General features: G+C 73.6%; 13 protein-coding genes. 4 read left to right on the top strand and 9 right to left on the bottom strand.

What is annotated here, in order from left to right; genetic code table 11:
• Positions 1-67: 67 nt before the first annotated feature.
• Positions 68-448 (bottom strand): DUF3499 domain-containing protein, encoded by a 381-nt coding sequence (locus H1A17_RS24030; protein ID WP_194822950.1) that lies wholly within the window; start codon positions 446-448, stop codon positions 68-70.
• Between the two features lie 154 nt (positions 449-602).
• Here H1A17_RS24030 and H1A17_RS24035 point away from each other — a divergent pair, with 154 nt between their 5' ends.
• On the top strand, positions 603-1,052 hold the full coding sequence (locus H1A17_RS24035) for a metallopeptidase family protein (RefSeq protein ID WP_145917997.1): 450 nt from the start codon (positions 603-605) through the stop codon (positions 1,050-1,052).
• Positions 1,053-1,187: 135 nt separating this feature from the next.
• Here the strand turns inward: H1A17_RS24035 and H1A17_RS24040 are convergent, their stop codons facing one another.
• From H1A17_RS24040 to H1A17_RS24065, 6 genes are all read right to left on the bottom strand, one after another.
• On the bottom strand, positions 1,188-1,445 hold the full coding sequence (locus H1A17_RS24040; protein WP_007455784.1) for a WhiB family transcriptional regulator: 258 nt from the start codon (positions 1,443-1,445) through the stop codon (positions 1,188-1,190).
• A 475-nt stretch (positions 1,446-1,920) separates the two neighbouring features.
• Positions 1,921-2,214 carry a phospholipase gene (locus H1A17_RS24045; protein ID WP_145922575.1) on the bottom strand — a complete coding sequence of 98 codons (294 nt, stop codon included), beginning with the start codon at positions 2,212-2,214 and terminating at the stop codon, positions 1,921-1,923.
• A 73-nt stretch (positions 2,215-2,287) separates the two neighbouring features.
• Positions 2,288-3,685: a DUF4331 domain-containing protein gene (locus H1A17_RS24050; protein ID WP_145917996.1), complete on the bottom strand. Its 1,398-nt coding sequence runs from the start codon at positions 3,683-3,685 to the stop codon at positions 2,288-2,290.
• Between the two features lie 176 nt (positions 3,686-3,861).
• Complete coding sequence (locus H1A17_RS24055; RefSeq protein ID WP_145917995.1) at positions 3,862-4,140, bottom strand: hypothetical protein; 279 nt, start codon at positions 4,138-4,140, stop codon at positions 3,862-3,864.
• 126 nt (positions 4,141-4,266) lie between these two features.
• Complete coding sequence (locus H1A17_RS24060; RefSeq protein WP_145917994.1) at positions 4,267-6,789, bottom strand: bifunctional FO biosynthesis protein CofGH; 2,523 nt, start codon at positions 6,787-6,789, stop codon at positions 4,267-4,269.
• 132 nt (positions 6,790-6,921) lie between these two features.
• On the bottom strand, positions 6,922-7,788 hold the full coding sequence (locus tag H1A17_RS24065) for a hypothetical protein (RefSeq protein WP_194822951.1): 867 nt from the start codon (positions 7,786-7,788) through the stop codon (positions 6,922-6,924).
• 98 nt (positions 7,789-7,886) lie between these two features.
• On the opposite strand from H1A17_RS24065, the gene cofD reads away from it, so the two are divergent.
• Together cofD and H1A17_RS24075 are read left to right on the top strand one after the other, a co-directional pair.
• On the top strand, positions 7,887-8,834 hold the full coding sequence (gene cofD / locus H1A17_RS24070) for a 2-phospho-L-lactate transferase (protein WP_194822952.1): 948 nt from the start codon (positions 7,887-7,889) through the stop codon (positions 8,832-8,834).
• The gene (locus tag H1A17_RS24075) at positions 8,831-9,958 is read left to right on the top strand and encodes a coenzyme F420-0:L-glutamate ligase (RefSeq protein WP_194822953.1); all 1,128 of its coding nucleotides are present in this window, start codon (positions 8,831-8,833) and stop codon (positions 9,956-9,958) included. Before cofD ends, H1A17_RS24075 begins: the two co-directional genes overlap by 4 nt.
• Positions 9,959-10,083: 125 nt before the next feature.
• Here H1A17_RS24075 and H1A17_RS24080 read toward each other — a convergent pair whose 3' ends face one another.
• Positions 10,084-11,085, bottom strand: a complete 1,002-nt coding sequence (locus H1A17_RS24080) for a helix-turn-helix transcriptional regulator (RefSeq protein ID WP_194822954.1) — start codon at positions 11,083-11,085, stop codon at positions 10,084-10,086.
• Between the two features lie 279 nt (positions 11,086-11,364).
• Positions 11,365-12,402 (bottom strand): DUF4185 domain-containing protein, encoded by a 1,038-nt coding sequence (locus H1A17_RS24085; protein WP_145917989.1) that lies wholly within the window; start codon positions 12,400-12,402, stop codon positions 11,365-11,367.
• A 39-nt stretch (positions 12,403-12,441) separates the two neighbouring features.
• Here H1A17_RS24085 and H1A17_RS24090 point away from each other — a divergent pair, with 39 nt between their 5' ends.
• Positions 12,442-13,074 carry an NUDIX hydrolase gene (locus tag H1A17_RS24090; RefSeq protein ID WP_145917988.1) on the top strand — a complete coding sequence of 211 codons (633 nt, stop codon included), beginning with the start codon at positions 12,442-12,444 and terminating at the stop codon, positions 13,072-13,074.
• Positions 13,075-13,111: the final 37 nt, after the last annotated feature.

Below are 13,111 nucleotides of genomic sequence, written 5' to 3' on the forward strand. Positions count from 1 at the left end.
AACCTCTTGATCACCGGGGAGATCCGGGCGGGGAGGCGGGGCAGGGAGGGAGGGAGGCGGGGGGGGGTTAGTGGTTGGGGGGGATTACGCGGAGGTGGCCTCGGCGGCCGGTGGGAGGGGTCTGGGGGTTGGGGTGGTGGGGGTCGTGGTCGTCCTGGGGCGGGCGGGGGGCGACCGGGCGGGCCGCCTCGCGGACGGCTTCGGCCAGGGCGACCAGGTCGTCGGTGGTGGGCGGCGGCGGTTCGAACTCGCCCTCGTGCCGGACGACGTCCCAGCCCCGGGGGGCGGTCAGGCTCCGCGCGTGCTGCTCACACAGGTCGTACGTGTGCGGCTCGGCGAACGCCGCCAGCGGGCCCACCACCGCCGTCGACTCGTTGTAGACATAGGTCAATGTGGCGACCGCTTGCCGGGGGCAGCCGTTACGGGAGCAGCGCCGTGGTGACCTCACGTGCGGCAGGGTATCCCCATTACCGGGTCCGGCGCACCGGTTCGCTTTGCGACACGCCCGTCACCGTGATCACAATTCGCACCTGGTGCTCCCGCCGCGCCCGTCGACGCGCGCCGCCACGGGCCGGGGCGGGCCGAGGGCTACCCTTTGGCTCATGACGAGCCCGGAACACCGCCGCCCCGGCTCCGGCCGGCGCAACCACCGCGACCGCCACGGACGTGGCCTGCGCGGGCGGCTGGTGCCGGCGACCGTGCCGCTGGCCCGGACCAAGGCCGAGATCTTCGACGACCTGGTGCTGGACACGGTGGAGACGCTGGAACGCCGGTTCGCCAAGGAACTGGCCGGCGTCGAGTTCGCCGTCGAGGACGTCCCCCCGGATCTCAACGTCTACGACTCCGACGTGCTGGAGGACGGCGAGGTGCCGCTGGCCCGGCTGCTGCCCGGCCGGCCCGGCCGGCAGGAGGTGCCGCCCCGGATCGTGCTCTACCGCCGGCCGCTGGAGTTCCGCGCGATGGACCGCGAGGACCTGGCCGACCTGGTTCATGACGTGATCATCGAGCAGGTGGCGAACCTGCTCGGGGTCGACCCGGACGAACTGGCCTGACCGGCGGACCGGCCGCTCCCCCGTGGATGTGGCCGGCCCCCCCTTGGCCGGCCACCGGCCCGACGTCGGTCACCCCCGCGACCCCCGTCGGGCGTGAGCCGGGCGGCCCCCACCGCCCCGGCCCGACCCGTCGACTCAGGCGGCCCGCCGCTTGAGCTTGCGCCGCTCCCGCTCGGAGAGCCCACCCCAGATCCCGAACCGCTCGTCGTGCCCGAGAGCGTATTCGAGGCATTCCGTCTTGACCTCGCACCGCGAACAGATCCGCTTCGCCTCGCGGGTCGAGCCGCCCTTCTCGGGAAAGAACGCTTCCGGGTCGGTCTGCGAGCACAGTGCCCGCTCCTGCCACTCCGGCGCGTTTCCGAGCAGGTCGGCCACCTCAAGCTGGCCGTCCATCAGATGCCTCCTTGTCGCGCACCGACGTCACCGCCGCTGCAACCCCCCACGCGAAAGGCGTGCTTGTCCGTCCGGTCCCTATTTGTTGCGTTCCGCGCGAACAACCCCATCGAAATTACACGCGTGTAATGCGTGCGCCGTCAAGCCGAACTTGATAATGGAGTCGCCCTCCCGACACGCCGCCGGACGGTCACCGGACCACCCGGCCCTCGCAACCTGCCCTATCGATTCAGACCCCGGGCGAGTAACGCCCTCTCCGGCGAGTTGCCCCAGATTTCTGCCGTGGCGTCGCCACCCCGGACGACACCCGGGAACGCCGCCGGACGCCCCGTCCGACCCTCTCGCCAAGATCATGAGCATGGTGGGGGACAGGTTAACGCGGTTGGCCCCGGACCGCCCGTCCAGCCGGAAATGCCGACAGCGCCCCGTCCACAATGTGGACGGGGCGCTCGGGTCGGTACGCCTGGCGCGGCGCTCAGGTCGACCGGGGTGGGCTGCTCGGCCAGACGAATTCGGCGATCGCCCCACCGTTGACGGAGATCGTTCCGGCGGGCGTCTCCTCGTCCCACCAGACGGTATAGAGACCCGCCGTCAGATCGGGGTAGACGGCACTGTGGAACACCCCGTCCCGGACGATCCGCTCCCGGACGGCCGAGTGCGTCCGCACCGTGCCGTCCTGGTCGACCCGGCTGATCTCGATCTCCCGGCCGTGCAGGTCACGTCCGGTGTAGATGATCAGGGCACCCATCTCCCCGCCGACGTCGAGCATCACGGTGCCACTCTCCGTCGGCCCGTACTGGTGGTGATGATGGTGGTGTCCGTTCACGCCGCGCTCCGTCCGGTCAGGAGTTCGCCGCGGGCGGGTTGTTGAACCCGTCGTACGGCGTACCGAGGAAGGGGAAGTCCCGCAGGAACGGCGCGGTCACGTCGGCGGCGCTCAACCCGGGGGTCACCGCGCCGGCCGCCGCGTCCGGCTTGAACTTCTTGTCCACCAGCGGCACGGTCACCCCGGCCACCGCCCGCAACGCGATGCTCACCACGTCGTCGACCACCCGCCGGCCGTTGGGGAAACCGGCCAGGTCCCCACCGAGCAGACCGAACTGGTTCGGCTTGCTGCTCGGCTTGATCGCCGTGTTCAACCGCAGCATGTCGGCCTGCACGTCACCGGTGAGGTTGGTGAAGCCGTCGATCAGCCCGGACGGGATACCGGTCAACAGGATGGCGAGCAGGTCGGCCCGGGGCTTCTTGGACTTGTTCAGCGCGTCCAGGTTGGGGAACACCCCCGGATAGAGCACCGGCAGCAACGCCGCCAGCTCCGGCTGCTCGACGAACCGGGCGAACCGCTTGTCCTCGGTCGGGGGCAGCGTGTTCCACAGGTCCTTCTTGGACATCGGCACGATGACCTCGTTGAACAGCGGGTTGCCCAGCCGGGACACCTGGGTCCACGGGCCGACCGCCGCGTCCGCCGCGACCTTGTCGCCGAGCACCTTCACCTGCTGCCGGGAGGCGGTCGTCCACACCCCGATCGTCGAGGCCCGGTCACCCACGCCGTACCGGTTGGCCCGGCGGCGCACCTTGCTCAGCGGCACCTGCACCGCGATGCTGTGCACGTTCATCCGGTCCACCGCGTTGACCGGCTCGCCCTCGGCCTTGAACAGCTTCTTGCCGGCCACGTGCAACTGCTGGAACGGGCGCAGCGTGCCCAGGTCGAAGATCGCGCCCAGGTCGACGAAGAAGCCGTCCGCGCGCTGCCCGGCGAACACCTTCTCCCCGGTCGACAGCTTGAACGTCGCCTGCCGGACCAGGTCGTTGTACTTGGGGATGGACAGCGGCCCGACGTTGCACGGCGGGCAGGGCAGCTTGTGCGCGAGCACGTGCTCCTTGCCGTCGGTCACCCGGGTCAACCGGTAGAACTGCCGCCGGTTCCAGTTCTTGCTGTCCAGCGAGTCGATCGGGCCGGTGTTGTAGAGAAAACTGTTCTGGTTCGTGATCTCGGTACGGAATTCGAACCGGTAGGTCACGTCGGGATGGCCGTCACCGTCGTTGTCGATATGGATCTCGTACCGCACGTCGTCGCCGAACTCGAAGAAGTTCGGGCCGCCCGAGGGGAGCTGCAACGGCACGTAGTTGGCGATCAACGTCACCGAGTCGGACCGGTCGGGGCTGACGAAGGCGTAGAGGTCGGAACTGTCGGCGACCGGGTCCTTGCTTATTTCCGGCGCTTCGCGGTGGGACGACATGGCGGACCAACCTTTGCGGGATCATGAGGAATCAGGGCATGACGAACCGGGCGCGGGAGCCTGCGCCTGGCGGTGAAGGGGAAGGAACGCGGCAGGTCGGCGCCGCGCGGCGGAAACGGACGGGTCAGGCCACCCGCTGACGGCGGACGGGGCGGCCCGCCCGGACGGCGGACAGGTCAGCCGCGCCCGGCGGCGCGACGCAACCGGTCGGCCAGCCCCCGGTCGCGTACCTCGATCCGGGACGAACCGACGAAGACGTCCATCGTCCCGGACCTGGCGTCCCGCAGGTGGACCACGATCGGGCCCTCCGCGCCGGCCGCCGCCGGGGAGTTCTGCGCCACCGACACACCGGTGACCGTCAGGGCCGCCGCACCCAGCGTGGCACTCGCCGCAGCGGTCAGTGTCTGCCGGCGGGTCAGTCGCGGCCAGGAACGCTTCCGCACTTCGCTCGTCATGGGGAACCTTTCCTCCGGCGGCGCGTGAGCGCGCGCGGTGTGGAGCGCGAGGTCGCCGGCGGCGGCCCTCGCCTCAACCGCCGCCGGCGAACACTGGTACGGCCCGCACGCGCGAAAGGTTCGATGTCATCGCGACGGATGACCGTACGCCGTCGTCCGTTTGCGCGCCGGGCGTCCGGCGGCGGCGGCGATCGCCCGCAACTGCTCCTCGGTACGCGCCGACCCGTTGCCCGACCCCGCCATCCGGGAGATCGTCTCCTCCATCAGGGTGCCGCCCAGGTCGTTGCAGCCGCCCCGCAGCATCGCCACGGTGCCCTCGTCGCCGAGCTTCACCCAGGAGCACTGGATGTTGTCGATCCGCCCGTGCAGCAGCAGCCGGGACATCGCGTGCACCACCCGGTTCTCCCGCCAGGTCGGGCCGGGGCGGGCGATGCCGGCCAGGTAGATCGGCGCGTTGGTGTGCACGAACGGCAGCGCCACGAACTCGGTGAAGCCGCCGGTACGGTCCTGCACCCCGGCCAGCACCCGGAAGTGCGCCAGCCACTGCCCGGGGTGGTCGACGTGGCCGTACATCATCGTGGAGCTGGAGCGGATGCCCAGCTCGTGCGCGGTCGAGACCACCTCGACCCAGGCGGCGGCCGGCAGTTTGCCCTTGGTGAGCACCCAGCGCACGTCGTCGTCGAGGATCTCGGCGGCGGTGCCCGGGATGGTGTCCAGGCCGGCCTCGCGCAGCATCGACAGCCACTCCCGCACCGGCACACCCGCCTTGGCGGCGGCGGTGACGATCTCCATCGGGGAGAAGGCGTGCACGTGCATGCCGGGCACCCGGGCCTTGATCGCCCGGACGATGTCGGCGTACCCGGTCACCGGCAGTTTCGGGTCGATGCCGCCCTGGAGGCAGACCTCGCCCGCGCCGGCCGCCCACGCCTCCTCGGCCCGGTCGGCCACCTGCTCCACCGACAGCCGGAACGCATCGGCGTCCCGTTCCCGCTGGGCGAACGCGCAGAACCGGCAGCCCACGTAGCAGACGTTGCTGAAGTTGATGTTGCGGTTGACCACGTAGGTGACGTCGTCGCCGACGGTGTCCCGCCGCACGTCGTCGGCGAGCCGGCACAGCGCGTCCAGGGCCGGGCCGTCCGCACCGAACAGCGCCAGCGCCGACGCCTCGTGCCGGGGCTCCAGCAGCGCCGCCGGGTCGTCGGCCGCCAGCCGCAGCCCCGCCCGCAGGTCACCGTCGCCGACCACCGCCGGCCCGGCCGACGCGGCGGGGCTCACCTTGCCGGCGACCTCCGCCCAGTCACCGTAGACGCTGTCGAAGTCGCCCCGCCGGTCGTCGGTACGGCCGGTGGTGTCGATGGTGGCGTGCAGATCCACCCGGCCGCCGCCGAAGACCTCCTCCGGCTCCTGCCACGGGCGGCCCACCGGCCGGGCCGCCTCGACGGCCAGCCCGGTCGCCGGGTCGGCGAGGGCGGCGACGTGCGGCGACAGCCGGGGATCGAGCCACGGGTCGCCCGCCAGGACGTACTCCGGGTAGATGGTCAGCCGCTCGCGCAGGGTGAAGCCCGACTTCTCGGTCTGCCGGGCCAGCTCGTCGAGCTGCGGCCACGGCCGCTCCGGGTTGACGTGGTCCGGGGTGAGCGGGGAGACGCCGCCCCAGTCGTCGATGCCGGCCCGCAGCAGCAGGTCGTACTCGTCCTCGATCAGGTTGGGCGGGGCCTGGAGCCGGGCCTTCGGGCCGAGCAGCAGCCGGGCCACCGCCACGGTGGCCGCCAGGTCGTGCAGCTCGGCGTCGGGCAGGCCGCCCATCGCGGTGTCCGGCTTGGCGCGGAAGTTCTGCACGATCACCTCCTGGAGGTGGCCGTACTCCCGGTGCGCGCGGCGGATCGCGAACAGCGCGTCGACCCGCTCGGCCGCCGTCTCGCCGATGCCGATCAGGATGCCGGTGGTGAACGGCACCCCGACCCGGCCGGCGTCGTCGAGCACCCGCAGCCGGACCGCCGGCTCCTTGTCCGGCGAGCCGAAGTGCGGGCCGCCCGGCTCCGACCAGAGCCGGGTGGCGGTGGTCTCCAGCATCATCCCCATGCTCGGCGCGACCGGCTTGAGCCGTTGCAGCTCCGACCAGGAGAGCACCCCCGGGTTGAGGTGCGGCAGCAGGCCGGTCTCCTCCAGCACCGCCACCGCGCAGGCCCGTAGGTAGTCCACCGTGGAGTCGTAGCCCCGCTCGTCGAGCCAGGCGCGGGCCGCCGGCCAGCGCTCCTCCGGCCGGTCGCCGAGGGTGAACAGGGCCTCCTTGCAGCCCAGCGCCGCGCCCTGCCGGGCGATCGCCAGCACCTCGTCGGTTTCCAGGAAGGCCGCCGGCAGCCGGTGCGGCACGGTGGCGAAGGTGCAGTAGTGGCACCGGTCCCGGCACAGCCGGGTCAACGGAATGAAGACCTTCTTCGAGTACGTCACCACGCCCGGCCGGCCGGCGTCGCGCAGCCCGGCGTCCCGGACCTCCCCGGCGATCCGGAGCAGCTCGTCCAGTTCGGGGCCCCGGGCGGTCAGCAGCGCGGTGGCCTCGTCGACGTCGAGCGCCCGCCCGGTGGCGGCCCGGCGCAGCGCCCGACGCACAGCCGCCGGGGTCGGGCCGGAATCGGTGCGGTCAACCATCCGCCCAGCCTAGGCGCTTCCGGCGGCGATCCGGCAGGCACGCGAGCCGGGTGTGACATCTCCCCGCCCGGCGCTGTGCCGGCCGGGTCGGCACAGCGCGCCGCGGCGCGTCGACCGACCCGGCCGGGTTGCTCAGTGCGGGGTGTTCGGGTCGTCGTTGCGGAAGGTCCGGGTGCGGTCGCCGTCGGTGTCCGCCGGACCGGTGGCCGGCTCGCCCGGCTGCCGCGGGATCGCCTGGGTCGGGTCGGCCGACGGGGGCTGCCCGAACGGCGGGACCACCGGCGGCCCGGACTGCGGCGCACCGAACGACGGGCCCGGCTGCGGGCCACCGAACGGCGGGGCGGACTGCGGGGTGCCGAACGGCGGGGCGGACTGCGGCGGCGGGGCGAAGCCGGGCTGGCCGTACTGCCCGGCACCGGGCTGACCCGGGTAGCCGGCGCCCGGGTAGCCGCCCTGCTGCTGCGGCCAGCCGGGCTGCGGCTGCCCGTAGACGCCGGGCTGCGGCTTCGGCTTCGGCACGTGGTAGAGGGTGCGCCAGATCCGGTAGACCACGAAGGCGGCCACCCCGAACAGCGCGAACCAGGCGGCCCGGGTCAGCATGCCGAGCAGGGCGTCCAGCACCTCCGCCTCGGCCAGCCGGCCGACCAGCCAGATCAGGAAGGTCAACACGCCGAACAGGGCGGCGAAGGCGTACTCGCCGATGGCGAGCTGGGTGAACTGCCGGGCCCGGCCGGACACCGGCGCGAGGTGGGTGACCAGCAGCACGGCCAGCAGCGGCAGCACCGTCGACTCGACGCCGACGAAGGCGAAGAACTCGCTCCCCGCCCGCCCCGAGAAGGTGCTGTAGTCCGACGTCGGCACGAGCAGCCGGACGAACCCGACGAAGAGCAGCACGGCGTTCGCGCCGAGCAGGACGAGCGCGGCGAGTTCGCGCAGGGGTGCGGTGATCTGGCGGGCCTGCGACGCGTCGTGCGACGCGGGCTCGGCGGGGCTGGTCACGAACTCTCCCTCGGGGCGAAACGGACAGAGGCCGACGTGAGCCTAGTCTCCCGGGCCGCCCGGCGGCGGGACACGTCCCGTACGGGAGGATGGACGACATGCGCATCGTGGTTCTGACCGGCGGAATCGGGGGTGCCCGATTCCTGCTCGGCGTCCGGGCGTACGCCCGTGAGGTGGGCGCCGAGGTGACCGCCGTGGTCAACGTCGGCGACGACCTCTACCTGCACGGCCTCAAGGTCTGCCCCGACCTGGACAGCGTCCTGTACACCCTGGGTGGTGGCGCCGACCCGGAACGCGGGTGGGGGCGGGTCGGCGAGAGCTGGACCATCCGGCAGGAGCTGGCGGCGTACGGTGCCGAGCCCGGCTGGTTCAACCTCGGTGACAAGGACGTCGCCACCCACCTGGTGCGCACCACCATGATCAACGCGGGGTATCCGCTGTCGCAGGTCACCGAGGCGCTGGCCGCCCGCTGGCAGCCCGGCGTACGGCTGCTGCCGGCCACCGACGACCGGCTGGAGACGCACGCGGTGGTCGACCTGGACGGCGACCGGCGGGCCATCCACTTCCAGGAGTGGTGGGTCCGGTACCGGGCGGGCGTGCCCACCGACCGGTTCGTCTTCGTCGGCGCGGACAGCGCCAAGCCGGCCCCCGGGGTGACCGAGGCGCTGGCCGCCGCCGACGTGGTGCTGGTCGCGCCGAGCAACCCGGTGGTGAGCATCGCGCCGGTGCTGGCGGTCCCCGGGCTGCGTGACGCCGTCGCCACCGGCCCCGCCCCGGTCGTCGGGGTGTCCCCGATCATCGGCGGCGCGCCGGTACGCGGGATGGCCGACCGCTGCCTGGAGGTCCTCGACGTCGAGTGCAGCGCGGCCGGGGTGGGCCGGCTCTACGGCGGGCGCAGCGAGGGCGGCCTGCTCGACGGCTGGCTGGTCGCGCCCGAGGACGACGGGGTGACGGTGCCCGGGGTGACCGTCCGCGCGGTCCCGCTGCGGATGACCGACGAGGCGGCTACCACGGCGATGGTCCGGGCCGCGCTGGAGCTGGTGTGAGACTGGAGATCCTGCCGGTGCCGGGCATCGGCGACGTGACCGAGGGCGACGACCTGGCGGTGCTGATCGGCACGGCCGCGCCGTGGCTGCGCGACGGCGACGTGCTGGTGGTCACCAGCAAGATCGTGTCGAAGGCGGAGGGCCGGCTGGTGGACGTGCCGGCCGACGGGCCGGAACGGCTCGCCGCCCGGGACGAGGTGCTGGCCGCCGAGACCGCCCGGGTGGTGGCGACCCGGGGACAGACCCGGATCGTGCAGACCCACCACGGCTTCGTGATGGCCTCCGCCGGGATCGACGCGTCGAACGTCGACAAGACCCGGCTGGTGCTGCTCCCGGTCGACCCGGACGCGTCGGCCCGCGCGCTGCGCGCCGCCCTGCGGGACCGCTACCGGATCGACGTCGCGGTGATCATCAGCGACACGATGGGCCGGCCCTGGCGCAACGGGCTGACCGACGTGGCGCTCGGGGTCGCCGGGATGGCCGCCATCCGGGACCACCGGGGCGAGGTCGACCCGTACGGCAACGAGCTGCAACTGACCCAGATGGCGGTGGTCGACGAACTGGCCGGCGCGGGCGAACTGATCAAGGGCAAGTGCGACCAGGTGCCGGTGGCGGTGGTGCGCGGCTACCTGCCGGAACCGTCCCCGCCCGCCGACGGTGCCGGGCCGGCGGCGGTCCGGCTGGTCGACGACGGCGTCGGAGCCGCCGCCCTGGTGCGGGAGAGCGCACTGGACCTGTTCTCGCTCGGCACCGCCGAGGCGATGGCGGCCGGGCTGCGCGCCGCCGCGACGCTTGCCGACGGCCCCGGCGAGGCACCGGTCGACCCGGGGGCCGTCGACCGGGCGATCGCCGCGGTGGCCGAGGTGGTCGCCCCCGGCACCACCTTCACCCATGTCACCGACGACGAGGTACGCGACGGTCTCGCGGCGACCGTCGACGGCTGGCCGGCCGGGGCGACCGGGCTGGTGCTCGGCGCGGCACCCACCCCGGTCGACCAGCCCGACCTGGTGCGCTTCGGTGCCGACCTGCACCGGCTGCGGATCGCGCTGGCCGCCGAGGGCGTGCCGTCCACCCTGCTGCCGCCGCCGACCGGCAGCATCGCCAGCGCCTGCCTGGCCCTCTGACCGACCGGGCCGGCGGCCGATGGCCCGGCGGTGATCGACACGCGATCGCCGAAGTTGCGGTATCCGCTCTACGGGATACCGCAACTTCCGCACCATTGGGCCGCCCGGCCGCCCGGCCGGCGGGCTCAGGCGTCGAGCATGGCCCGGCCGAGGGGGGTCAGGGTGTGCAGGACCGTGTTGCGGTCCCGCCGGCTGACCAGCAGCCCGGCGTTGCGTAGCACGGCGGTGTGCTGGCTGGCCGCAGCGGCCGAGATGTGCAGCCGGCGGGCCACCTCGCCGGTGGTCGCGCCGTCGTCGCTGGCTTCGAGCACCGCCGCCCGGGTGCGGCCCAGCAGCGCCGCCAGCGCCTCCCGGCCGCCGTCCCCGGCGGGCCGGCCGCCCTCCCCCGGTGGCGGGTCCAACCCGCCGAGCCGGTCGGCCGGGTAGACCAGCACCGGCGGCAGCGCCGGATCGAGCAGCGCGACCGGGGTACGCGCGCAGAAGAACGACGGCACCAGCAGCAGCCCCCGGCCGTCCAGGTGCAACTCCCGCCGATTCGGATAGTCCACGACCTGGAGTACGCCGGAGTCCCAGCGCATGCCCGGCCGCAGGCTCGCCAGCAGCCCCTCCGCGCCACCGTCGAGCAACGCCCGGGCCCGGACCGCGCGGTCGGCCTCCACGGCGGCCCTGATCCGCCCCCAGTACGGGTCGATCGCCACCGACCGGTACTGCGTCATCGACTCGGTCAGGTGGCGTAGCACCTCCGGCTCACCCCGGGCCAGCGCGGCGGCCGACGACGGCAGCGGGTTCGCCTCGGCCAGCAGGTTCAGGTCGCGGCGCAGCAGCTCGGTCGGGGTGGACCGGACGGCGTCCAGGCCCGCCTCGAAACCGTCGAGGCTCTGGTAGGGGGTGAGGAAGTCGGGGAAGTAGCCCCGGGGCGGGTTCAGCGCGAACAGCAGCCGGAACTGGTCGGCGGCGGTGTCCCGGCGCAACCCGGCGGCGACCCCCTGACGCCAGCGCGCCATCAGCGGGTCGCGGGTCCGCCCCTGGAGCAGGTGCAGGCTGAGGACCAGCTCCCAGACCGGGTCGGCGGCGGGGGCGACCCGGGTCCGGAGGATGTCCTCCCGGGAGAAGTGGATGGTCAGCATGGAGCGCTCCTGGGGCGGGGCAGGGGGAGGCCCGCCGACCCACTGAACTGTACCGGGCGGCATTTATCTCCACTTTTAAGCGTGGACTGAAAGACCTCGACGCCCGTCCCGCCGGTTGGCATGCTCCTACTGCCCGGTACGACACGCGGGGTTCTTCCCGCTGCCGGTCGGGCGGGCCGGGGCCCGCGAAAGGTGGCGCCCGGGAGGCACTACGAGGGTCTGCGGCCCTGGTTCCGCAGAGGTGTCACCCGGGCCCCACCGCCCCTGTAGCGGGTGGGGTCAGCCGATCCAGAGCGCCACCCGGTGGTCCTCGTCGGTCACGTAGAAGCGGCGTCCGTCCCTCTCGGCCACCCCCTCGACATGCCGGAACGGCGCCAGCTCGGCCACCACCTCGCCGGCGATCCGGCCGTCGTCGGTCGGCTCCCAGCGGAACCGGACGTGCCGCGAGGTGACCTCGCCGCCCGTGGGGTGGTCGTCCAGCAGCACCGATCCCTTGCCCAGCGCGTCGATCGAGCCGACCACCGCCGCGTACCCGCCGTCGGCGGTCGGGGTGACCGCGCGGAAGCCGACAAGCGCACCGGGCGGGGTCACCCCGGTCAGCACGTACGCCCGACCGGCACGCGGCCAGCCGCCGCCCGGGGTGAACATCTCCGGCACCCCGGCCAGCTCCACCAGGACCGGTTCCCCGTCCACGGTCACCGGGAAGCGCAGCCCCAGCAGCACCGTCCCCTCCGGGGTGAACGCCGCCGCCTCCACGTTCAGCGGCAGGTCGTCGTCGGCCAGCCGGCGTACCCAGGACTTGGCCCGTGCGGTGCCCCGGGCCACCGTCTCCCCGATGAACCGCCGGCGCACCCGGTCACCCGGCGGCAACGGGGTGAACGCCGCCTTCACCAGTGCGTCGTTGACCGCCCGGTGCACCCGGAACCGGTTGCGGACCACCTGCACCGGCAGCGTCCCCGTGGCCGCGTCGTCCTCGCGGAAGCGGGCCACGAACGCCCGGCGGGGGCGCAGCGGGCCGGCCTTGGAGCCGAAGTGCGACCCGAAGACGTACACCCAGCCGTCGTGGGCGGCCAGCGCCTCACCGTCCTCGGTGCGGCCGTTCTCGGCTCCGGCGTCGGCCGGCACGTGGTGGGCGACCCACTCGCCGTCGGTACGTTCCAGCAGCAGGGCCAGGCAGTGTTCCACCGGCCCCTCGTCGAGCACCGTCCAGAAGCCACGTACGGCGTCGTGCGCCCGCAGCAGGGACCGGGAGTGGACCGGCAACAGATCGCTGGCCTCGTTGCCGGCGACCACGAACTCCAGAAGTCTCAGGCTCACCGCGCCAGGGTACGGAGCGCGCGCTCGTAGAGTGTCGGAATGCCCGACGCATTCCCCGCCCCTCCCCCGGCCGCCGCGACCACCCCACCCCACCCCGCCGGGCCGGGCGGTGCCGGCGGGAACGCGCCGCTGCACGCGGACGCGGTGGCGGTGCTGACCGGGTGGACGCCGACCGGGCCGGCCGCCGCCGGGGCCCGGGACCGCACCCTCGACCTGCTCGCCGACGGCCCGGTCGCGCTGACCCGTCACCACCTGCCGGGTCACCTCACCGCCAGCGCGCTGATCCTCGACGCCGCCGGGGAGCGGGTGCTGCTCTGCCTGCACGGAAAGCTGCACCGCTGGGTGCAGTTGGGCGGGCACTGCGAACCGGGCGACGCGACGCTGGCCGGGGCGGCGCTACGCGAGGCCACCGAGGAGTCCGGCATTCCCGGGCTGGTCATCGACCCCGTACCGATCGACGTGGACATCCACCCGGTGCGCTGCCAGGGCGGTTCGCTGCACCACGACGTCCGGTTCGCGGTCTTCGCCCCGCCGGACGCGGTCGAGCAGGTCAGCGACGAGTCGGAGGCGCTCGGCTGGTTCCCGACCGACCGGCTGCCGGAGCCGCTCGCCGGCGGGACCGCCAAGCTCGTCGCGCCGGCCCTGGCCGTCCACGCGCGCCGGCCCCGCTGACCGCGCCGACCGGCTCCCCGCCGACGACGCTCCGGCC

Origin of the sequence: Micromonospora sp. S-DT3-3-22 (assembly GCF_015354745.1) — a bacterium.
GTDB lineage: Bacteria > Actinomycetota > Actinomycetes > Mycobacteriales > Micromonosporaceae > Micromonospora > Micromonospora wenchangensis.

Bases quoted from the DNA above. Each gene is read 5' to 3' on its own strand.
- H1A17_RS24035 (WP_145917997.1), top strand. From the start codon at position 603: ATGACGAGCCCGGAACACCGCCGCCCCGGCTCCGGCCGGCGCAACCAC.
- H1A17_RS24040 (WP_007455784.1), bottom strand. From the start codon at position 1,445: ATGGACGGCCAGCTTGAGGTGGCCGACCTGCTCGGAAACGCGCCGGAG.
- H1A17_RS24045 (WP_145922575.1), bottom strand. From the start codon at position 2,214: ATGCTCGACGTCGGCGGGGAGATGGGTGCCCTGATCATCTACACCGGA.
- H1A17_RS24050 (WP_145917996.1), bottom strand. From the start codon at position 3,685: ATGTCGTCCCACCGCGAAGCGCCGGAAATAAGCAAGGACCCGGTCGCC.
- H1A17_RS24055 (WP_145917995.1), bottom strand. From the start codon at position 4,140: ATGACGAGCGAAGTGCGGAAGCGTTCCTGGCCGCGACTGACCCGCCGG.
- H1A17_RS24060 (WP_145917994.1), bottom strand. From the start codon at position 6,789: ATGGTTGACCGCACCGATTCCGGCCCGACCCCGGCGGCTGTGCGTCGG.
- cofD (WP_194822952.1), top strand. From the start codon at position 7,887: ATGCGCATCGTGGTTCTGACCGGCGGAATCGGGGGTGCCCGATTCCTG.
- H1A17_RS24080 (WP_194822954.1), bottom strand. From the start codon at position 11,085: ATGCTGACCATCCACTTCTCCCGGGAGGACATCCTCCGGACCCGGGTC.
- H1A17_RS24090 (WP_145917988.1), top strand. From the start codon at position 12,442: ATGCCCGACGCATTCCCCGCCCCTCCCCCGGCCGCCGCGACCACCCCA.